At 37.1% G+C, this 22,499-nt stretch carries 24 protein-coding genes; 7 read left to right on the top strand and 17 right to left on the bottom strand.

The window, feature by feature from the left end:
* Positions 1-54 precede the first annotated feature (54 nt).
* The 12 genes from D569_RS0119745 to D569_RS0119690 all read right to left on the bottom strand — a co-directional run bounded on the left by D569_RS0119745 (position 55) and on the right by D569_RS0119690 (position 13,129).
* A complete protein-coding gene (locus D569_RS0119745) occupies positions 55-555 on the bottom strand; it encodes a ring-infected erythrocyte surface antigen domain-containing protein (RefSeq protein ID WP_018934165.1) in 501 nt (166 codons plus the stop codon).
* A 236-nt stretch (positions 556-791) separates the two neighbouring features.
* Positions 792-2,849: a CocE/NonD family hydrolase gene (locus D569_RS0119740; protein WP_018934164.1), complete on the bottom strand. Its 2,058-nt coding sequence runs from the start codon at positions 2,847-2,849 to the stop codon at positions 792-794.
* A 31-nt stretch (positions 2,850-2,880) separates the two neighbouring features.
* On the bottom strand, positions 2,881-3,528 hold the full coding sequence (locus tag D569_RS0119735; protein ID WP_018934163.1) for an ABC transporter permease: 648 nt from the start codon (positions 3,526-3,528) through the stop codon (positions 2,881-2,883).
* 13 nt (positions 3,529-3,541) lie between these two features.
* Positions 3,542-4,453 carry an ABC transporter substrate-binding protein gene (locus D569_RS0119730; RefSeq protein WP_018934162.1) on the bottom strand — a complete coding sequence of 304 codons (912 nt, stop codon included), beginning with the start codon at positions 4,451-4,453 and terminating at the stop codon, positions 3,542-3,544.
* A 14-nt stretch (positions 4,454-4,467) separates the two neighbouring features.
* Positions 4,468-5,109, bottom strand: coding sequence for an ABC transporter permease (locus D569_RS0119725; RefSeq protein ID WP_018934161.1), 642 nt, complete (start codon positions 5,107-5,109; stop codon positions 4,468-4,470).
* Positions 5,109-6,224, bottom strand: a complete 1,116-nt coding sequence (locus D569_RS0119720) for a betaine/proline/choline family ABC transporter ATP-binding protein (protein WP_018934160.1) — start codon at positions 6,222-6,224, stop codon at positions 5,109-5,111. Before D569_RS0119720 ends, D569_RS0119725 begins: the two co-directional genes overlap by 1 nt.
* Before the next feature lie 75 nt (positions 6,225-6,299).
* Positions 6,300-7,007, bottom strand: coding sequence for a TetR/AcrR family transcriptional regulator (locus tag D569_RS0119715; RefSeq protein WP_018934159.1), 708 nt, complete (start codon positions 7,005-7,007; stop codon positions 6,300-6,302).
* A 100-nt stretch (positions 7,008-7,107) separates the two neighbouring features.
* A complete protein-coding gene (locus D569_RS0119710) occupies positions 7,108-8,547 on the bottom strand; it encodes a HAMP domain-containing sensor histidine kinase (protein ID WP_018934158.1) in 1,440 nt (479 codons plus the stop codon).
* Entirely contained in the window at positions 8,531-9,211 is a 681-nt protein-coding gene (locus D569_RS0119705; RefSeq protein ID WP_018934157.1) for a response regulator transcription factor, read from the bottom strand. The genes D569_RS0119710 and D569_RS0119705 overlap by 17 nt, the downstream gene beginning before the upstream one ends.
* A 429-nt stretch (positions 9,212-9,640) precedes the next feature.
* Positions 9,641-11,719 (bottom strand): carbohydrate-binding domain-containing protein, encoded by a 2,079-nt coding sequence (locus D569_RS23195; protein WP_018934156.1) that lies wholly within the window; start codon positions 11,717-11,719, stop codon positions 9,641-9,643.
* A gap of 15 nt (positions 11,720-11,734) precedes the next feature.
* Positions 11,735-12,430: a DUF4956 domain-containing protein gene (locus D569_RS0119695; protein WP_018934155.1), complete on the bottom strand. Its 696-nt coding sequence runs from the start codon at positions 12,428-12,430 to the stop codon at positions 11,735-11,737.
* Between the two features lie 18 nt (positions 12,431-12,448).
* On the bottom strand, positions 12,449-13,129 hold the full coding sequence (locus D569_RS0119690) for a polyphosphate polymerase domain-containing protein (RefSeq protein ID WP_018934154.1): 681 nt from the start codon (positions 13,127-13,129) through the stop codon (positions 12,449-12,451).
* A gap of 290 nt (positions 13,130-13,419) precedes the next feature.
* Between D569_RS0119690 and D569_RS0119685 the strand changes: the two genes are divergently transcribed.
* The 5 genes from D569_RS0119685 (at position 13,420) to D569_RS0119660 (ending at position 17,927) form a co-directional block, all read left to right on the top strand.
* A complete protein-coding gene (locus D569_RS0119685; RefSeq protein ID WP_018934153.1) occupies positions 13,420-13,680 on the top strand; it encodes a CD3324 family protein in 261 nt (86 codons plus the stop codon).
* Between the two features lie 92 nt (positions 13,681-13,772).
* Positions 13,773-14,399 (top strand): FusB/FusC family EF-G-binding protein, encoded by a 627-nt coding sequence (locus tag D569_RS0119680; protein WP_018934152.1) that lies wholly within the window; start codon positions 13,773-13,775, stop codon positions 14,397-14,399.
* 598 nt (positions 14,400-14,997) lie between these two features.
* Positions 14,998-15,762 carry an ABC transporter ATP-binding protein gene (locus D569_RS0119670; protein WP_018934150.1) on the top strand — a complete coding sequence of 255 codons (765 nt, stop codon included), beginning with the start codon at positions 14,998-15,000 and terminating at the stop codon, positions 15,760-15,762.
* A 17-nt stretch (positions 15,763-15,779) separates the two neighbouring features.
* On the top strand, positions 15,780-17,639 hold the full coding sequence (locus D569_RS0119665; protein ID WP_018934149.1) for an FtsX-like permease family protein: 1,860 nt from the start codon (positions 15,780-15,782) through the stop codon (positions 17,637-17,639).
* Positions 17,640-17,717: 78 nt separating this feature from the next.
* Positions 17,718-17,927: a DUF3951 domain-containing protein gene (locus D569_RS0119660; RefSeq protein ID WP_018934148.1), complete on the top strand. Its 210-nt coding sequence runs from the start codon at positions 17,718-17,720 to the stop codon at positions 17,925-17,927.
* Here D569_RS0119660 and D569_RS0119655 read toward each other — a convergent pair.
* The 5 genes from D569_RS0119655 to D569_RS0119635 form a co-directional block, all read right to left on the bottom strand.
* Positions 17,924-18,103, bottom strand: coding sequence for a hypothetical protein (locus D569_RS0119655; protein WP_018934147.1), 180 nt, complete (start codon positions 18,101-18,103; stop codon positions 17,924-17,926). The two genes, D569_RS0119660 and D569_RS0119655, sit on opposite strands and share 4 nt — an antisense overlap.
* A gap of 18 nt (positions 18,104-18,121) precedes the next feature.
* Positions 18,122-18,505, bottom strand: coding sequence for a hypothetical protein (locus D569_RS0119650; protein ID WP_018934146.1), 384 nt, complete (start codon positions 18,503-18,505; stop codon positions 18,122-18,124).
* Positions 18,506-18,519: 14 nt separating this feature from the next.
* Positions 18,520-18,726: a helix-turn-helix transcriptional regulator gene (locus D569_RS0119645; protein WP_018934145.1), complete on the bottom strand. Its 207-nt coding sequence runs from the start codon at positions 18,724-18,726 to the stop codon at positions 18,520-18,522.
* A 256-nt stretch (positions 18,727-18,982) separates the two neighbouring features.
* Positions 18,983-19,672 carry a hypothetical protein gene (locus D569_RS0119640; protein WP_018934144.1) on the bottom strand — a complete coding sequence of 230 codons (690 nt, stop codon included), beginning with the start codon at positions 19,670-19,672 and terminating at the stop codon, positions 18,983-18,985.
* Positions 19,673-19,727: 55 nt separating this feature from the next.
* The gene (locus tag D569_RS0119635; protein WP_018934143.1) at positions 19,728-20,390 is read right to left on the bottom strand and encodes a reverse transcriptase-like protein; all 663 of its coding nucleotides are present in this window, start codon (positions 20,388-20,390) and stop codon (positions 19,728-19,730) included.
* A 96-nt stretch (positions 20,391-20,486) separates the two neighbouring features.
* On the opposite strand from D569_RS0119635, the gene D569_RS0119630 reads away from it, so the two are divergent.
* Positions 20,487-21,104 (top strand): LysE family transporter, encoded by a 618-nt coding sequence (locus tag D569_RS0119630; RefSeq protein ID WP_018934142.1) that lies wholly within the window; start codon positions 20,487-20,489, stop codon positions 21,102-21,104.
* A 56-nt stretch (positions 21,105-21,160) separates the two neighbouring features.
* The gene (locus D569_RS0119625; protein ID WP_018934141.1) at positions 21,161-22,492 is read left to right on the top strand and encodes an amino acid permease; all 1,332 of its coding nucleotides are present in this window, start codon (positions 21,161-21,163) and stop codon (positions 22,490-22,492) included.
* Positions 22,493-22,499 lie beyond the last annotated feature (7 nt).

Genomic DNA, 22,499 nt, shown 5'->3' with positions numbered 1-22,499 from the left:
GACGGTTAGCACCGTGATCAAATTTAAAATCATCGGGATTCCCGATGGTTTTCTCTATTCTTCCCATTCCAAATTATATTCTTCTACTAAGCTTTCCATCTTTTCATCAGCTTTTTCACCATTTTCGTATCCTTCATTATATATTTCTACTGACTCATTCATGATTTCATCAAACTCTGCTTCTGTTATATTATCATTTAACAATTGCTCTATTGCATCAGCCTCCATCAGATGGGACTCGATCCACGGTTCATATTGGCTAACTCTTAATTCGTGATATTCCTTAACTACTTCTAAACTTGGTTCCTGTTCTTCAAAAAATGCTTGAATTTCCGTTAATAGCGGAATAATTTTGTTTTGCTGAATTTCATGAATATCTACTAAATACTCCATTTCATATGTCTGTTCATCTAATTCTACTACTTTATTTTCCTTTTCCTCAATATTTTCGATGAAATTATTATGGTAATCAACAATTGCATCAGCTTCTGCAGAACATCCTGCTAAAACAGCTATCAAAAAGATACTTGTAAGTATAATGATTCGTTTTTTCATTTTAATTACTCCTCGTTCTATCATTCTATGTAGTTTTCTATACCAATGCTACACAATAGTACATTATAGAAAAGTTGAGAGTAAATTCTAACCTTTTACATTGTAATTTTTGGAAAATGATCCTTTTGCTCTATATAATTATAGTGCTGATTTACCTAAATAATCCGTGCGTGAACTGGACAGAAATAAAACAACGCTTGGCATCGTATCTCCCAAGCGTTGTTTTTTGATTCTTTTTATTGAAAATCTCTCTTTATCGTTTTTTTCCATTCTTTCTGGAAAATTTCTTTCCCATTTTCAAATGCTACTAAACGATTCAAAAGGTAGAAATTCTCTTCATCACTAGTCATTTCACTAAATGTATCTAGTTTTGTTTGCCAGTCGTCACGACCAACTACAAGTTCCCACTCACAAGTTACCTTAGCAGATAATGGATCATTTTCTTTAATCGAGAATGTATTTTTATTAATACTACCGTGCTCTATTCCATTGGTTAAAAGCTTGCGTTCGCCCTCATCAGAGAAATCTTCCAACTTCCATACACCATTAATGAGATCATGTTTAACTTCCCGAGTACGTCTCTCTTGGCGAAGAATCTCTTTTTCTACCACTTCAGCTGTTTCTGGTACTTGAAAATGCGAACCAGCATCCTTATCCTCAGGTTGCGGCGTGCGTACAGGTAATGACAGATAAGTGTTTTCGTTTTGATACACTGTCAAATTGACTGATTTTGGAGATGGCCAGGCTTGAGGCCAATACGTTGGTGATAACACTAACTCAATCGAGTGACCAGCAGGAATTTGCTGACCTAGTACATTTAAATCAACCGTCACCTGATATTTTCTTCCAGGTTCTAAGCTCTGAGGATGTTCATGTGACTCAAGTTGATTAAGGTTTAACATTCCCCATGTAATCATGGTCGATTCACCTGTTGGTGCTTTATCATTTACTTTTGCAACGATAAAAGCATTTTCCTGATCCACCGAAAATTCGGCATGGAACTTTGGTTGTCCTAATAGATCAATCGTTTCTTCTAATGGATCTGACGTAAATACGACCGCTTTTCCATTTTCTAAACGCTGATCTGCTGGTAAATCACCCGGTTGACCAAATGGGCAAAATACCCCATTATAAAATCCGTGTTCTTGAACACTCGGAATCACGACATGATCACCCTTTTCCACAGGATTTGTTGAAATCATTTGTCCATTCATATACCATTTTTTCATTTGAACATTACTTGAAGGCCATGTATTGTCACTTACCCATTTTCCTGGTCGTTTCTCATAGGTTACTTGTGGCAATTCGCTGTCTTGTACCCAAGAAATAAGCTTAGGCTCGTACCTTATGCCAGTGTCAATTCCTTTTAACCATTGATCCCACCAACGTAAGCATTCTTGCAAGAAACCAATATTCGGTTCAGGTGTTGCTACTTCAGGATATTCGTGTGCCCACGGGCCTACTAAACCTTTACTTTCGTTTGGCAAATGTTCTAATAAACGGAATACGGCATTTGTATACCCATCTTGCCAGCCACTCACGGCAAACACAGGAATATCTACTTTAGAAAAATCCTCACATACCGAGCCATGTTTCCAATACGCATCACGACGCTGATGCGTCAACCACTCTTCAACAAATGGCGGTGTATTTTCGAGACGATCTAGCCAATTTTCTCTCCAACTATCCCCCACTACTGCAGGATCTTGTGGTCTGGCATTATACACAAACATAGTAGATGCCCACCATAACATATCGGACGCTAGAACATTACCACCTTTGTAATGCACATCATCAGCGAAACGATCATCTGTTGAACATAGTGTAATAATGGTTTTTAAAGCAGGGTGCTGCCGGGCTGCGACTTGTAAACTGTTAAATCCTCCCCAAGATTTACCGATCATGCCTACAGAACCTGTTGACCAGTCTTGTTCACTAATCCAATCTAGTATCTCTAATGCATCATCATGCTCCTGCTTTAAATACTCATCTAACAAAATACCATCTGAATTACCTGAACCACGAATATCGACACGAATACTGGCATAGCCATGTCCAGCAAAATACGGATGCCTTACAGAGTCACGAATGGCTGTAAAATCATTTTGACGATATGGAATATATTCTAATATCGCCGGAACTGGATTTTCTGCTGCATCTTCTGGTAACCAAATCGTTGCAGCGAGTTTGGCACCATCAGACATTGGAATCCAGACATTTTCCAGCTTTTTCACCTGATGTGGAAATTCTTTTTTCACTCGGCGCTCTTGGGAATCTTTTATGTTAAAAACCAATGTTGTCCACCTTTCTTTTCCTCAAATACTCTTACGCTAACGCCATTCTTTTCTTGGCCTTTTTCTCTAAAAGGCCCAATGCTAAATCTGCTACAATCGCCAAGAGTGTTGCAGGAATAGCACCTGCATAAATTTTCACTTCCGATTGTAAACTGATTCCTGAAATAATCTCTTTTCCTAAACCTTCTGCTCCAATATATGGGCCGATACATGCAACAGCTATAGCAATAACTGATGCGACACGTAATCCAGCCAGAACAAATGGAATCGACAACGGAAATTGCACTTTTGCAAGTAATTGAAATGGTGTCATCCCTGACCCTTTACCTGCTTCCATAATGCTGCCGTCAACTTCACGAATACCTACATATGTGTTGCGCACGATTGGCATTAAAGAATATAAAAACAGGCCAATTACCATAGTTTGAAAGCCTAACCCGAAGTAAAGCATAAGAATAGCTAACATCGCTAGACTCGGAATTAGTTGCAGGATGTTGGTCAACGAAATAATAAAAGGTGCTAAACGTTCAAATCGGGCTGCTATTATACCCAAAGGAATACCTAAGATTAGCGCTAATGCTATGCCATAGATAACCATCAATATGTGTTCAATTGTTAATTCTAAAAGTAAATTACTGTTATCAAGCATGTATTGACCGAGTTCTTGGAGAAAGCTCATGTCATCACCTATCCTATTCAAGCATTCCTTTTTCTTCTAAAAATTCGCGGGCTACATCTTCTGTACTTTGCTCTTCCATATCTACTAAACGAATTAATTCTGTCATTTCTTCTGTGCTAATAGATCCAACAATAGAATCTAAAACTTCCCCTACATCCGGATATTCATCTAATACTGCATTACGTGCCACTAATGATGCATCATATGGCGGGAAGAAATTCTGATCATCTTCCAAAATGGTTAAGTCATATTCAATAATTTGTGGATCTACCGTATAAGCGGTAACAGCATCTACATCATCACTTGCAATCGCCGCATACATCAAGGCAACATCCATTCCTCTTGCATCTGCAAATTCATAACCATATACTTCTTTATAGCCTTCATAACCATCGTTATCACGTTCAATCCAGGAATTATCTGTACCAATCGTTACTTGATCTGCGACTTGACCTAAATCAGACATGGTTTGAATTCCATGTTCATCTGCAAAGGCTTGTTTAATGGCAATACTATATTGGTTACTGAATCCAATAGAGTCATACCATTTCATATCATATTTTTCACCAAATAAGTTCTGCGCTTGTTCCAATGTCTTTTGAGGATCTGTTGAATATTCCACCTGATCTTCATCAAAATGATTGTTGTAAACTTCCCCTGAGTATAGTGTAGCAAAATCAAAATCTTCCTTGTCAATTGCACTCATCACCTGTGGACTTGCTGGAATATCTTCTGTAATGTTTACTTCATGATCTGTTTGGTCTTCAATGAGCAGTTTTACGATTTGTCCCATGATTTTCGGGTCTGTATTTTTCTGTGCTCCATATTCAAACACTTCTCCACCATCTGCAGAACTGCTGCCTCCACATGCTGTTACAATCATTAATAATGCTGTTAACATACTTGCTACCATGACTTTCCTCATGTTGTTTCTCTCCTTTAAGCTTTAGAATAATTTTTCTCAAATTTATGAAATAATAAATCTAATAATAACGCTATCACAATGGCTAAAATGGTACCGGTAAAAATCATATGCTTATCGTTATAACCAATACCTGCCAATATTAAGTCACCTAAACCACCCGCTCCAATCAATGCTGCAAGGGTTGTCCAACTGATAATGTATACTGTGGTTACTCGAATACCTGACATTACATAAGGCATCGCTGCAGGGAGTTCTACTTTAAATAAGCGTCCGAAAGTACTGAAGCCCATCCCTCTTGCTGCTTCGACAATACTTGGATCAATCGATTGGATACCGGTATATGTGTTTCGTAGCAGTGGTAATAAAGCATATAAGAACAATGCCGCTACCGCTGGTTTAAACCCTATTCCTAATAACGGAATCATAATCGCTAATAACGCAACAGTCGGAATCGTTTGGAAAATGTTCGCGATATTGAAGATAAGCCCTTTCACTTGTTCATTCTTGATTTTGGTCATATAGATAGCTAACGGTATCGTAATGACAATGGATAGAAACATGACAACAAATGAAATAACGAGATGCTCCCATGTGTAGGTCAAAATAGACTCATATTTGTCCTGCCAGAATTCCATATAATCTGTTAGTAATTCCACTATTGCCCACCACGCTTAAGCTGATAGAATTGCTGTAATACTTCTAACAATTTTTCTCTTTGCAAAATACCAACTACTTGATCATCATTTGCTACAACTGGTATCAACGCTTGTTGTTCTAAATACTCATCACTAATTACTTGCTCTGTTCCAGTGGTTTCTAATATTGCTTGGGGATGTGTCCATACATCTTCTATGTTTTGCTCTTTATATTTGAGAGCGGAAAAGAGATCTAACATTCCGATATATTTGCCATCTTGGTCCACAACCGGTATAGCCTTATATTGTTTATCAACCATTGTTTGAATTGCCTGATCCATTGGTGTCCTGACGTTTACCGTCTCGAAAGTCTCGGTCATTAAACCTTTTACTGATGGCAAAGCACTACCGAGACGCTCTTCACCGATAAATTCCTTCACAAAATCATTTGTAGGATTAGCTAGGATTTCTTGTGGTGAACCTTTCTGTACGACTTGACCACTTTTCATAATAATAATTTGATCAGCTATCTTAATTGCTTCATCCATATCATGTGTAACAAAAACGATTGTTTTATTAATTTCTTGTTGTAATCGAACTAATTCTTCTTGTAACTGTTCGCGACTGATCGGATCCAATGCACTAAATGGCTCATCCATCAGAATGGTTGACGGTTCCGCTGCTAACGCACGGATAACACCGATTCGCTGTTGCTGTCCACCACTTAATTCGGACGGATAACGATCACGATATACTTCAGGATCTAAATTAACCATACGTAATAGTTCATCTACTCTTTGTTTAATTTTTTGCTTGTCCCACTTTAAAAGCTTAGGTACAGTTGCAACATTGTCAAAGATAGTCATATGTGGGAATAAGCCAATATTTTGAATGACATAACCCATTTGTCGTCGCAATTCAATCGGATTGATTTGCTGAATGTTTTTTCCATCTATTAAAATTTGGCCCTCTGTATAATCCGTTAAACGATTCAATAGTTTCATAGTGGTTGTTTTACCGCAGCCACTTGGACCAATAAGAACATTTATTTTTCCCTCTTCAAAGGTTAGGTTAATGTCTTGTAACGCTTGAAACCCATCATCATAGACTTTATGAATTCCTTTCAGCTGTATCACATACGCACTCCTTTCCAACACTAACATGATCATATTCATTTGGTGAACATGTTCACCATTTAAAACAAAAAATAATCATGTATCTATTTTCGTATAAGATACAGTGATTTGATCACGTTTTTCTGGTTTTATAACCTTCATGACACTTTCATATACATAATATAGTGTCATTTGCATCGCTTCTTCTTGCGTGTAATTTCGCCGTTTATTTATGATCGTGTTCATCATACCTTTCCAAATTAATAAGGTCATATCCGAAATCATTTCAATGTCATCTTCTTCGATAAACTTCTCTTCTACTGCTGGTTGAATAAATAAGGCACTACGTTTTGCAAAACTATGTTCCATAATAATATCTTTCACTTCATCTGGGAGTCCAATTAAGTCATTTTGATAAATTTTATAATAATGCTCTAATAACTCCTCAGGAATAGAACCTAAATTATCCATGAAAATGACAGAATAAATTTTGGGTTGGGCAAATGAATGTTTACAGAAACATTCCCAGCTATATAGCCATTTTTCAACCGTATTATTTCCTTTTTCCAAATAGGCTGGAAGCTCCTCTAAATAGTCGGACATAAACCTCATCGCAGCGAAAAATTTCAAATGCGATAAGTCTTTAAAATAATTGTAAGCTGTGGAGCTTGTAAAACCTGCTTTATCTGCAATTTTTCGAATTGTAAAATGATCAATGCCATCTTCTTCGATTACTTCTGTTGCCGCATCAAGGAAATAGCGCCACATTCGGGCACGCTGAATTTCTTTTCTACTTTCCCCCATCGCTTCACTTCCTTTGATTAGAATTCATTTAATGAACAAGTTCTTTTCGTGAACATGTTCATGTTATCATAACAATACTTTATTGTAAAACCCCGCTAATTTATTTATTAGCAGGGTTTTGTTCTGAAAGTGGTAATAAAAGTCGAAAAGTCGTACCAGAATGATTACTTCCCACAAGCGTCAGATCACCGTTTAATACGTTTGCGATCATTTTGCTAAAAGGTAAGCCAAGTCCCAATCCTCCTATTTTATATTTTTTATTTTCCCCTCGGTAAAATCGTTCAAATATATATGGTTGATCGTGATCAGGAATTCCAACTCCAGTGTCATTGACATCGATCATCACTTTATCAGGACCAGTATGGAGTTTCACCGTAATCGTCCCTTCGCCATCCATTGCCTGTGATGCGTTATTTAAGAGATTCGTGATAATTTGTTGAACACGAACTGCATCGACTTCAACAGTAAAATCCTTTTGCAATAGGGTATATTCTACTTTAATGTTATCTGTTCGTTGTGTCTTTTTCCAAAGATCTATGGCATCCTTGATTAATTCATTGATCAAAAACACATCGAGCGTTACAGGTACAGCATTTGCTGCAAATTTATTGAAAGCTAACAAATCTTCTACCATTTTTTTCATTTTTTCAGTTTCTTTGATAGAAAGCTCTAAAAATTCTTTTGCTTCTTGCTCATCTACTACGCCATCAGCAATCGCCCGTAATAAGCCACTAATGGAGGTAACAGGAGTTTTTAATTCATGTGATACACCTGCTAAAAGCTCTGTTCTTAACGCTTCCAGATGTTCTAGTTTTTGTGACATTTCCTGAAAAGATTGAATTAAATCATGTACTTCTTCCTCTTTTGCCTTCGTCGAAAATTGAACATGATAATTACCTTCTTCAATTTGCTTAGCAGCAGTTGCTACTTCTTTTATCGGCTTTGATAATCGGCCAGAAATAAAATAAATCGCTACCCAGCCAAGAAGAAGCAGACTTGTTATCATAATCATAAGTTGGCCATATTCCTGATCCACTCTTGATAGATTAGCTTTAGTTTCTAAATACAAAACCCATCCAATTATTACTTCGTCTGTTTCAATTGGTTTTTTTACAAGATAAAACTCTGTTGACTCATCATCAGCAGTGATGGATTGTACTGTTTCTGTACTTTCCAGAATGGAAGACATAATGTTCTGCCCATGAGTGTTATCAGGTGGCAAATTACTATTAACAATCAGACCTTCATCATTGGTTACATAAATGGTTGGATTACTTTCGATATTCATAAATCGGCCTCTGTCAGATAATAGACGATGCATTTCAAATTCTGACGGTAATGAATCATCACTCATATTACTAATCCGGCCGGCTGTTTCTTCTGCCATAAATTCCATCATATTGAGACGGTTATCCAATGTCGTATGGCGAATCCATAACGCTGATACAATAGTAATAACCGCAAGACCGATGATTAGAGTCATAAGGTAGCGGGTAGTCCAATAGCGTTGCAATGATACTTTTTTATTTTTGGTAAACACGGAACTGATACCCCACCCCTCTTAAAGTTTTTATTTCCCCTTCTTCAACTGGCCAGTCTTTTAATGATTTCCTTAAGCGCTTGATCGATAAATCTACTGCTCGATCGCTCCCATCATAATCCCACCCCCATACTTGGTCAATTAGCTGGTCTCTTGTAAATGTTTTATTCGGGTGTGCTGATAAAAACAACAGTAATGCTAAATCACGAGGGGTTAATTCAATCTCTTGATGATGCAGTAAGACCCGATATGCATCATGATCAATATGTAAATGACCAAACTTACTCCATTTTTCTTGCTCATTTGTCACTCTGCGCAAAACCGCATTGATACGTGCTATCACTTCTTCACCTACAAACGGTTTAGTTATATAATCATCTGCTCCACCATTTAACCCGTCCAAACGATAGTTTACATCTCCTAAAGCGGTCAGCATAATAACAGGACATTTACTCACTTCTCTAATTTCTCGTAATATTTGCCAACCATCTTTACCAGGAAGCATCACATCTAATAAAACTAACTCTGGATCCCATTCCTGGAAAGTTGAGGTTGCGGATAAACCGTCCATGATAACTTTTGTTTCAAAACCCTCTTTTTGTAAATAAGCTTTTAATACTTTATTTATTGCTAGCTCGTCTTCTACAATTAACACTCTACTCATTTACTTCAACTCCTTTAGCTATTGTAGCATATCAAAATGAACACCGTGCAAAGCCTCCGTTTAGAAACCTGAGTCAAAGAATTAATGAGAAAGATGTAATCAACCCGATGGTATAAGAATAATATACGAATTCACCTAGCTTCGGTCACTCTGAATTATAATAAAGAAAACAAAGAGGCTGGGACAAAAGAGTATTTAGATTAGATAGGAAAAATCCGAACAATAAAGTCTGAGTACACATACCGCGCTTCAGCAAAACACTTCGCTTTCCGTGGGCTATCTTTAGCTAACTGTGTGAAGAAAAACACTTCACACAGTGGATCTTCGGCTCGTGCTCGTCATGAGGAGTCTGCGTATTTTGCCTACACTTAGTTCAGATTGTTCGGATTCTCGTTCCACCTATTTAGTTATGTCCCTGCCTCTTTGTTACTATTGTGGTCTTTGTCTTTGCATGCCTCTACCACCTTGTCCTTGTTCTTGTCCACGTTCTCCTCCAAACAAGCCGTTTGTTTGCTCTGTTTCACCTGACTCATTTAAATACATCATTGCACTTGTCAGCGAAAATTCTAGCACTGCTGTTCCGCCATCAACTGTGACATCTTGATAGAATCCATCCGTTCCATCACCAGACAACTCTCCTTCTTTATAAATGGTATAGGATTCATCCTGTTGTAAATCTGGTGAGCTGATTACAATCGATTGAAATGTCTTTTCTGGCGCAACCGCAACTACTGTGTCTCCATTACTATCATTGACAGAAACAGTAGTACCAGCTTCAAGCATTTCAGAAAAAGTCATCATAAATGTAGATTGTGCAGATTCCTCAGAAACACCTTCAGCCATACCACTACTACTTGCTGCAATCAATGTGCCACCTGTTATCTCAAATGATTGATCATAATCTAATGCCCCGTTTCCATTATTCGTTGGACCATATACAAGCACAGTTCCCTCTGTCATTTTGACTGAAGTATTGGAATCTAAACCATCTCCGTTTGCATCAATATAGATGTATCCTCCTTCTATTAGAAGATTTCCACCATCAGTTTCATTATCTGCATCCTCTTCAGCGTCTTCTTGATTACTATTAGGAACCGACATTCCCATTTGATCTGTTCCCCCATTCACATTTAAACCATCATCTTCTGCAGTAACATAAATATTTCCGTCTGAGATAGTTATTGCTTTCGCTTCAATTCCTTCATAACTTTTGTCAACTTGTATGGAACCATCACTTATGGTAATTTCCTCATCTGCGTGTACAGCATCATCGCCAGTAGCCAAGTTTATTTCTCCACCAGCAATATTCATCTCGTTATTACTGTGAAATGCATCGTCATTCGCATCAACTGTAATAGTTCCACCAAAGATTTCTAAATTATTTTCTGTTTTAATCCCTTTTGTACTTGTTACATCTTCTGCTTCCGTTTCCTCAACTTCTTCTGTTTCTGTACTATTTTCCTCCATTTGTTCAGGAGGCTGACTGTTTTCGAATTCGCCCATATCATCTTGTGCAGGGAATTCTCCTCCGTCAGCAAAGTCTGGCCTTTCCGGCATGTCTTCACCTGAAAATTCCTGACCATCTGGCATTGTTCCTTGAGGTTGCCCACCAAATCCACCATCAAATTCAGTTGTAGCCTCTACCGTTTCCGGACTGCCTCCCCCGGCAATAATGTCATACTCTCCATCCATTATTTTAACAGTATTTTCAGATTGGATACCATCACTACCAGCTTTTATGGTTAAAAAACCACTTTCCAATACGATGTTTGCTTTGTCCTCATCTGTATCATTGGAAGCTTTTATTCCATCACCACCGGCATCAACCTTAATTTGAGCATCATTCATCGCAAACAAGTCACGCCCTACAATACCGTCATCTTCTGCTGTGATATCGATTGTTGTTTCAATGATTTTCAAGTCATCTTTACTTGTAATTCCATCATTATAATTTCCATTTATTGATAAATTTCCTGTTCCATTAATTGTTAAATCATCCTTGCTGTAGATGACTGCTTTCGGTTCATCTGTATCGTCCTCATATACATACTCTGAAGGATCTGTTATGGTGTTATTTGTTCCTTCTTCTACTGAAATAACGGTTTTATCAGCCTGTTGGACAAAAATTGGAGCTGTTGACGAAGATTCTAATGAAACTCCATTCAAAATCAAACGAACGGTTCCTTCATCTTCAGCATCAACGATAATCTGACTGTCTGTTGAACTTCCTTCTAAAACATAAGTACCAGAGGTATGAATCCTCACCGTATTGTCATTTACACTTACACCATTATTGTCATCTTCTATGTCAATCGATTGGTTATCGAATGTTATAATCGTAGCATTTTGCTCATCCCAATCGGTATACGTATCCTCTGGATCATAGCTAACTACTGCTTGCTCAGACTCAATTAAGGTAGTATTTTCAGTTGATTTGTTACAACCGACAATTAGTACAGCAACAATAATTAGAAAAGGAAGGATAAACCTTCCTATTGATTTATTCATAAGATCCCTCCTCGATTACGCAGTGAAATTACCGTCATAGCTCAGCATCACTGCTGAACGTACACCATCAATTTGCGGAACGTGTGATGTTATTTGAGCATCATTTTCCTTTACTCGTACTTCATATGTTACTTCTACTTCATCACCCTGCATGATTGATTTTGATTTCAACACATATTTCTTTACTCTGTTACCGATAACTTGCTCTATTTTCTCACCAACGCTATCCTTATCAAACTTGATAACTAATAGGTATGGATTTTCAATTTTTACTTTATTGGAAAATAAGGCAATCACTATGCCTATTAAAATCGAACCGACTAATGCTAATAAAACAAAACCAGCTCCACTTAAAATACCCGCAATAACTGACCAAAATAAGAATACTAAATCGATTGGGTCTTTAATCGGTGTACGGAAACGAACTATCGATAAGGCACCAACCATTCCAAGGGATAATAGAACATTTTGACTGATTCCCATAATCACCAGTGCTGTTGCCATTGTCATAATCACTAACGATATGTTGAAAGAGTGTGAATAGATCACCCCTTTAAAAGTTTTCTTATACACCCCATAAATAAATAAACCGACGATAAACGCTACACCTAATCCTAATAACGAATCAATAATGGAAAATGATGCGGTATTCTCGACAAAGCTAGACTTAAAAATATCAGAAAAATTGGTTGTAGTTGTTGTAAATATCATGTTTTTCTCTCCTCTTCTTTAGCCATACATTCTGCTTAATTGGTATTTGGAATATGCTTCTTGTCTTGTATCTGATAACTGAAGTAAATATTTAATTACATCCGGTAAATATTCATCATACTTAACTTCCAGAATCACAATATCCGGGTCTAATACATCTATCATTGGTAAATCTCTAGCAAACATGTTCGTGTTATGCATGCTTGTCTGTACCTTTAAGTCAAACGTGATCCGAACATTCCCAAACGGATAAACATAAGGTTCACGGATATAATCAACGACTGTCCTTGGTTTTAGTTGATAATATTGCATTTCGAAAAACAAATCTCTTATTAAGGAACGGCCATCTTCTTCCATCCAATCAATCTCTGCTTTTCTGATTTTTTCAAACTCTTGTCTTGTAATTTGACATTTCGATTTAAAAGTAAGATTATTCCTCTTACTTTTCCTTTCTAAATTGATAATGTGATCAGATTTTCCGTATATCCTTACTCGATATTTATCTCGGTTTAAATAGCCTTCCTTTTTTTCTTGCAATACCTTGTTATCAAAATTATCGAAATACGTGGAACGAATCATATATTTGTCATCTATTCCTGCATGAGGATCAATCCTCATAAAATGAGATAATTTCTTTCTTAGCACTTGGTACTCTGCTTTCGAGATGGCGTGTTTTAATTCTTGTCTTCCTAATGACACCTTGCTTCCTCCTTCCTGATACATTTGCTATGTTAAAGCAGAAATATGTCAGCAAGATGTCAAGTAAATTTTTTATTAAGTTTTTGGATATAGTAAGATGTTCCGCTTTCGTGTAAAATGAGAGTAAGTGGAGGTGTTTCAAATGGCAATGTCTCAATTATTGCCTGGATTACAGCTAGCCCATGCAAAGCCTGACAAATAAGGCGATACTTTGTATGGGTGATTCACGTATCGCCTTACTTGCGCAAGCTTTGCCCTTATAGAACGACTAAAATAAGGAGCTGGCAATCATGAAAACAAAAGCGCAAGATATACTCCCGGAAGAATTGCTACTTGCACTGCAGGAATATGTACAAGGAGAAAGCATTTATATTCCAAAGCGAGACGGACGAAGAAAATGGGGAGTTAAATCTGGTAATCGTGCCTATTATGATCACCGAAATCAACGAATTAAACACTTATTCCAAGAAGCTATGACGATAGAAGAATTAGCAGATACCTTTTGTTTATCAATCGAAACTATTAAAAAAATCGTATATACAAGAAACTAAGTAGAAAGATATGGCGAGAATAATGAAGAAACATTCTTGCCATATCTTTTTATCATGGATTTGGTAAACTATTAGTGTAAGGAGTGTGAACAATGGAAGCATTTATTCATCCACATCAGTTTCATCATATCAAACAACAAGCCAAAAGAGTTGTCAGTGCACAATCTCATTCCAATGATCAGCAAGTTATCGCTGCCGTGAAAGAAATTGCTATGGAAGCGTTAGCAAAACAATTGCCAGATCAGCAGGAGACACTATCAGCTATTCGAACAATGAAAGCAAAAGAAGATATGGAACCATTCCTTGAACAGGTAAAACAATATGTTATCCCTTTTCCAATGGTTAGTGATAAACAGATTCAAAAGGCTTTTCCAAAAGCAAAAAAACTGCAAATTCCTGACCTTGAGCAAATAGACAGGAAAGAAACGGTCTATTTAAGGTGGTATGATAAAGGTTCAGGCAAAACATATATGCTCATCCCAAAAGAAAATAAACTGATCGGTATTCAAGGTTATCTCGAGCCCACTCAACATAAAGGAATCTGTACGATTTGCAATGGCCTTGAAGACGTATCACTATTTACAACAGCGAAAAAAGGGCAAATCCGTGGAACCTATTCGAAAAAGGGAAACTATATTTGTAAGGATCCTGTCACCTGTAATCGAAATATTACTAATATAAATCCGCTTCATCAATTTATGAAGCATCTTAAAGCATGAACCTCGAAATGGATTCATGCTTTTTTTTATAAGTAAAGAAAGTATATAATCCGCGGTATCAACGCATTTGTAAGCATAGTAGCCATTTTGAAATAGCTTGTACAGGAAACCATCGCTACTGCTGTCCACTTCCCTTTCCATCATCCCGTAGGAGTGGAAGTGGACGGCCTCCGCTATGAAACTGTTCTACAACGTTTGTGACTGTTAACTTCTCGAGCTTTCTTAACCTGTGTAATAAAATTGGAATGTCAGCGAGTACATTCATTGTAGAGTATTAATTAGCGTAGGCGTCCACTTCGACTCCTGTGGGATCAGCGTGATCTGAAGATCCACTTTTGTAAAGCGATCTTCTTTATAAAAGTTAGCTGAAGACACGCCCCACGGAAAGCGAAGTGGGCAAGCCGCAGCGGTTGTTACGACTATTATTCATGTCAAAATAACTACTTTGGACAGGACCAGGTGGGCTTTCCCGGCTTTTCTTATTTTTCCTCCATCAACCTTACAAAAATGTAAGACAGTTGAAAGGAAAATCGATAGGTAGTTTTCGCACCTTCTTTTATACTATAGATAGCAAAACAAAATTGGAGGTATTAAAACAATGACTAAATCTGTCGTAAACGTAGAAAACGTTCAAAAAATATTTGGTAAAAAATCTGAGAATCAATATAAAGCACTAGATAATGTTTCCTTCACTATTAAAGAAGGCGAATTTGTAGGGATTATGGGGCCATCAGGTGCAGGTAAGACGACATTACTAAACGTAGTATCCACCTTAGATAAAGCAACATCCGGAAAAATTGAGATTGCCGGTCAGGATATTACGGATATGAAACAGAATCAGTTAGCTGATTTTCGTTCCGATCAATTAGGATTTATCTTTCAAGATTTCAACCTGTTAGAGAACTTAACAGTTTACGAAAATATCGCATTGCCCCTTTCTTTACAAGGAGTAAGCTCTAAAAAAATCAAACCTCTAGTAACACAAGTTGCTGAAAAGCTAGGAATTAAATCTATTCTTGCCAAATATCCGGTGACGATTTCTGGAGGACAAAAGCAACGTGCAGCAGCTGCCAGAGCACTAGTTCACGAGCCAGCAATTGTCTTGGCAGATGAGCCAACAGGTGCACTTGATTCAAAAAATGCACACAGTTTAATGAAAACAATGGAGCATTTAAATCAATATCATGATGTTTCTATTATGCTCGTAACACATGATCCATTAAGTGCCAGTTATTGTGAACGCATTTTATTTATTCAAGACGGTACGCTTTACAAAGAAATCACAAAATCCGGTGACCAACAACAATTCCACCAACAAATTCTGAATGTGCTTGCGGAATTGACAAGCATTCAATCGTCATAAGGAAAGGAGTGACTGACATGTTAGTGAAACTACTATCTGGTAGTATGAAAAAGATGTGGAAAGATTATCTTGTATTATTATTTGGTTTAACGATATCGATTGCGATTTTCTATATGTTTGAAACATTGGCACAGAATAAAGCATTCCTGGAAGCGAACGCTCTTATAAGTTCCATTGTGTTTGTCTTCCATGTTGGAACCTTTATTTTAGGTCTTGTTACCATCTTTTACATTTTCTATGCGACATCCTTTGTTTTGTCCTTGCGTCAAAAAGAATTAGGTATGTATATGACCTTGGGAGCGAAAAAGGGAAAAGTTACACAAATGATGTTTCTAGAAACTTTGGTAATTGGGATTATCTCACTTATTATCGGACTTATCGTTGGCGTAGGACTTTCAGAAGGAATTGCCCGACTGTTAATGTCTAGACTTGATTTTTCTGGTGAAGGATTCCAGCCGCTTTATGCATCATCTCTATGGACAACTGTTATTTTCTATATGATATTGTTCCTTTTAACCGCGATTGTGAATGCTATCAGAGTTGCACGCAAATCAGTTCTAGAACTGTTACATGCTGATCAAAAAGCTGATAACAAAGTAATTAAAGGTTGGAAAACTTTCGTAGGAACATTATTTGCCATTGTGCTCATTACATTCGGTTACTTTGCTATGATCAACATGGGTGAACTTGCACATGTAGGTGTTCTGATTGCTGCGGCAACCGTCACACCTGGAACCTACTTTTTCTTTATGGCGATGTTACCGTTTATCATCAAAAGAATCAAAGGAATTCGATCGATTAATGAAAAAGGGCTCAATGCGTTCACCTATGCACAGTTAGATTTCCGTGTCAGCCAGTTATCCAAAGTACTCGGGACAGTTGCAATGCTCATTGCATTAGGTTTAGGAGCAATGACAGCAGGTTTATCTTTTTACCATAATACAGAAATTCAATCCTCGCTGACACACAGCTATGATATCAAGGTACACCAACCGACAGAGGAAGAATTAACTGAAATGGAGAATTGGGAATTCGAAGAGCGGAATCTTTATTCCTACCGTGTTACTGATGATGGAGTTTATTTTTCCAAACATGATTTACAAGCAAATCCACCAATGATCAAGGAATTTACCGGTAACTTGGACGAATTGACTGAAGAAGTACGTGTAGAAAATAATCTATCAGCTTCTATCTACACAAACGACGAGGAAACAGATAATGGTGAAACAATGCCTGAACAATGGCAAACAGCATTAAGAACTGAATTATTGGCAAATTTCTATATGTTTGGTGATCGCTCTTTATACATTCTCGATCAGGAAAAATGGGAAGAAATCAATGCAGAAACTCAGACTGTCTTAATTGGGAAAGTTGATAATTTTACTGATTATACTGATACACTAGAAGAAATAGAAAATCGACATCTCCAATTAGCGCTTGAGTTTACAGGTGAAGAACCCCTAACAACTGGTAGTAAATATGCAAATTACACCTCCTTAAAAAGTCTGGCGAATGGTACCATTTTTATGGGATTGTTTCTAGGTGTTGCTTTCTTAATGATGATGGCTAGCGTATTAATGTTCAAGCTACTCTCCAGCGCAACAGCAGACATTGGTCGCTACCAGATGCTAAGAAAAATTGGGGTACGTCAAGCAAAACTGAAGAAATCAATCTATAAAGAACTATTTCTTGTCTTCCTTTTCCCTGGGTTAATAGGCCTTGTCCATGTGCTTATCGGAATGGAGATGTTCTCGTTTCTTTTAATTGAACCATATACTAAAATATGGATTCCTATTAGTCTATTTCTCGTTATTTATGGACTATACTATTGGTTAACCGTAAAAATGTATCAACGGATTGTATTACCAAAAGGTTAAAGTGAGGCCTGCTTGTAAAGCTGCTTCAATTCATGTAACATGATAACCATAATATTCCTATCAAAGGAAGTGGTTATCATGTTTTTTTCCTTTTTAAGTATTGAAATCTATTTCTTAATCATTGTATTAATTTTAATTGTTGCTTTTAAAGTGCTGATTAAAAAAGAACGTCCGAGTAATTATTACACCCCGTTTGACAATATTACTGGACAAGAGAATAAAGCTTTTCATGAGGAAAAACAAGAACAAATACAACATGAAGAAGAAACTGATGATGTACGAGATTAGTTACCTGAAAAGACAGTCATAATAGTCGAGACTACAAAAATAACTACTAAGACAGTAATAATTCCGTAAAACCCCTTCTTCGTCAGTTCATTCCTGTCATTACGTGCTCTTTTGGATATCAAATAGGTGACAACAGCTCCTATAAGTATCAGAATCATCCAATACCAGTTGTTCATATCTCATCTTCCTCCCTATTAATATCGTTTAGATAACACAACCATGGAGATAAAGACGGTCATAATCGTTAAAGCAGCTAATATAGCTACGGTTTGATATGCTGTTATAGCTAATAAGTTAAATTGTAATAATGTAAGAAAAATAGCCATATAACCAAGATTAATAAAATAACTGTAAAACATACTCCGTTCTTTAATTCTTTTCGTACGTTCATCATTCTGAATAAATTGTGGTGCTAAGTAAGCATTACAAAAACACATGACAGTCATAGCAATCAACATTAGATCATGCCCAGCTGGAAACACGCCAGTACTGATGGTTGCCCAATTAAATAACGCACTCATTAATAGAAACATTACTCCGAAAATAACAAATAACTTTCGATCATATTGTTTTTTCACGCTGTTCACCCTTTCTATTCCATATCTTCATCATCCAAAATAAACACTTCCTCTACGGTACGATTAAATAATCTTGCAATTTGCATAGCTAATGGAAGAGAAGGATTATATCTTCCCTTTTCAATTGAAATGATGGTCTGACGAGAAACGTTCAATTGTCTTGCCATTTTTTCTTGTGAAATGCTTTGTTCTTCTCTTAATTCTTTGATTCTGTTTTTCACAGATAAACCACCCTTCCATATGGACAGTCTAATGTAAAGCACACTTTACTGTCAAGCAAACTTTACATTTGAAATATAAGGTTGATGTAGCAATCGAATATCCAACGACACTTGGTTCACTCTGGATGGATTTGTTATTTATACTCTTTTTTATGATAGATCTTTACTCTTCCCTAGATGGTTAGTGGTTCTTTCCATTTTTACGAGTTTCAAATAAAAAACACCGGACTGAATACAAATCCGGTGTTGCTTTTACTTATGAAAACCATCCCTTTAGGATATCGATAATCTTTTGGAAAAAATTACGCTCGTCATGTTGTTCTTGTTGAGTTGTTACCACTTTATCTTCTAATTGTTGGCTTTCCATTTCAGCATCCATTGTTGTCATTTCTAATGTGGTTGCCTGCTCACCTTCCACGACATCAATTAATTCTTCTCCGTATTTATCCTGAAGAAACTGAATGTTTTCCTCATTTAATGGATCAATTCCAACTTCTACCTTACCGTCAATAATGTCTACGCCCGTATAATAGATCGAAAAATCATCATATTCAAATCCGTCTTGATCAATCTCTCTTTGCTTCTCTATTAATTGTTCTTCGGTATAATCAACTTCCCTTATCTCGATATCTTCCGGTTGCTTAGCAAACCCTTCCAGTGCTTGGCGGTGCTCATCTGCAATAGACTCAGTAAACATTAAGACTACCACACCTGTCTGTCTCTCTTCTCGATCAACATACAACCCTGCGAAAATGTCACTCAAATGCTCCTCAATATATTGCTGTGCATCTTCAATGATTTCGTTATGATTCATCCCTTCTTTCAATTCAATCATCGTTCCTTCTAATTCTTCTGCATTTGCTTCAGCAAAAACAGTTGTCGGTAAAACAAAAGCACTTCCTGCGATTAGGCCAAATAACATTACTTTTTTTAGACAACTCTTCACAGTCATCCCTCCATTTTCTAGCTTTAATTTATTAGTCGTCCATCATGATTAAAAGTTACAATTTCTCCAATTCAATATGGCTATTAATTTCTACATTTTCGAGAGCCTTCGTGGCTAACTGATGTGCTTCACGATTTTCCTTTCGAGTGATATCTTGATATAACGGATCAATTCCAATTGTCTCAAGCTTCTCCTCGATTCGGTCTGCCCACTGATTTAATGTTTCATCCTTACACGGCCATTCACCTAATAGTTGATTGATTACCACTTTAGAATCTCCTTTGAATGTCACAGACTGATGGTGAACACCCAATTCTTCTATTTGTTTAATCCCCTCAAATAATGCGGCATACTCTGCTTCATTATTCGATGTCAACTCTGACACTACGATATTTTTCCGAATGCGGTAGGACTTATGATTTTGTCTATAGTATATTGCACAACCTAGGCCTGCTTGATTTGTTTTTAAATCAAATCCCGCGTCAAAAAATACAGTAACATGATGTGGTTCTGTTACGATTTCCTCGGTATATGCGATCAGTTCTTTCTTGTTCCAGCGATTACCTCGATGATCGAAAAACTCTATTGATTCTGCACGATTCCATTTTTCAAAATCATTAGCAATTTCCAATGCCTTTTCCGCATCCATTTCCTCTGAAAAAAAAGTAGCGCGAATTCCTTTTGTTGATAAATAAGCTATTTCGATTGTGACATACATCAATTACATCTCCTTTTGCTCATATCTCTATTTTCTGTAAATAGAATAGTAATGGTACAAGCATTTTGTTATCGAATGATGGGGGAGTGAAAGCAGTTGACAATTTTTCTTAGTTATATGTTTCTCGGCTTATCTTTAGCCGCACCACTTGGTCCGATTAATGCGGCACAAATTAATCAAGGAATTAAAAATGGCTTCCTGCACTCATGGATGATCGGTCTAGGATCGATTATAGCAGAGTTATTTTTTATTCTTGCTGTTTATTTTGGGGTTGTCCATTTTTTAGAAACTCCTTTTATGAAGACTTTCTTATGGTCGTTTGGTGCATTTGTTCTCTTGTATACAGGTATTGAAAGTATGGTTTCCACACAATCAGTCCAATTAAGAGAGGAACGTGATTCATTACGAAAGACCTTTACTTCTGGATTTCTGATTTCCATCAGTAATCCGCTCTCGATTTTGTTTTGGTTAGGTATTTACGGATCGGTATTAGCTAATACAATCGATAAATATGATACAATCCATTTGATTTGGTACAGTTCGGCAATTATTCTCGGCGTCATGATCTGGGATGTATCAATGGCGCTAATCTCCAGTGGATCACGTCGTTTATTATCAGAGAAAACACTGAAGATGATCTCTGTTGTTACAGGACTTTCCTTAATTGGTTTTGCCATTTATTTTGGTTATCAAGCCATTCTACTCATATTTTAGATCACCTTATCCCATACTAAACATGGTTTAGTTTAAATGGATAAGGAGAATGTTGTGTGAGTGAATCATCAGCTTCATCAGAAAAGAAAATAGCTTGGTGGCAATTGGCACTGACCGGAGTCGGATGTACGATTGGGACAGGCTATTTTCTTGGTTCAAGTATTGGAATCAAACTAACCGGTCCTTCAATCGTTTTTTCTTTTTTGATTGCGGCTATCGGCACCTATATTGTCTTTAATTTATTAGCAAAAATGTCGGCTGCTGATCCTCAAGAAGGCTCTTTTTGCTATTATGCGGAAAAAGCATTTGGCAAATGGGCAGGCTTTAGCTGTGGTTGGAATTATTGGTGTTCGAGCATTTTAATTATGGGCAGTCAATTAATTGCCTTGGCGATCTTGACAAAAGCATGGTTTCCTAATATTCCGCTTTGGGTGTTTGCGGCTATTTATGCGGTACTTTCTATTTTGGTCATCCTACTTGGCACAAGAGGATTTGACCGTATTGAAGATTTTTTAGCAGTCATTAAAACCGCTGCGATTTTTATGTTTATTATTATTGCCGTCATTGCACTAGCTGGCGGAATCCCAGGTGGTTCAGCCTCCCAGCCAGGCATTCCAACTAATATGGATGATATGTTTACCGGTGGATACAAAGGATTTTGGGCATCATTAATATATGCTTTCTATGCTTTTGGCGGTATTGAAGTCATCGGGTTAATGGCAATCCGGTTGAAGAAAAAAGAAGATGCGCCGAAAACCGGAAAAGTGATGTTAGGATTACTCGCTATTATCTACATTATCTCCCTTTGTCTGGCAGTAATCATGGCTCCAGTTGACAAATTCGACCCAAGTGAGTCACCCTTTGTAACAGCTTTAGCCGATTATTCACTACCATTTTTTCCACATGTCTTTAACGCTGCCATCATTGTTGCAGGCTTTTCTACAATGACTGCTGCTTTATTTGGAGTTGTCACTTTATTAGTAACATTGGCAAAAGACGGTGACGCACCAAAAGTTTTTTCGAAAAAAATGAAAAAGTTTAAAGAATTACCTTTCCCTTCATTATTACTTGCCACAATTGGCTTAGCAGCTTCCGTTATTACAGCATTATTATTACCGGAAAAGATCTACGAGTATATAACAACAGCTGCCGGGATCTTATTGCTATTCAATTGGGCATTTATTATCCTTTCATCATGGAGTGTATTAGAAGGAATAAAGCTGTTAAACAAGGTGATCGCATCTATCGGATTACTATTTATTGCAGCAGCGGTATCGGGGACTTTAATGGATCAGAGTATTCGGCCTGGATTTTGGATCAGTTTGTTGCTCGTATTAATCATTACGGTTATTACGCTGTTTATGCGAAGACATTGGAACAACCAGTAATTGTTCC

It is taken from the genome of Gracilibacillus lacisalsi DSM 19029 (genome assembly GCF_000377765.1).
GTDB lineage: Bacteria > Bacillota > Bacilli > Bacillales > Amphibacillaceae > Gracilibacillus > Gracilibacillus lacisalsi.
This window is presented reverse-complemented; position numbering and strand designations above follow the sequence as displayed.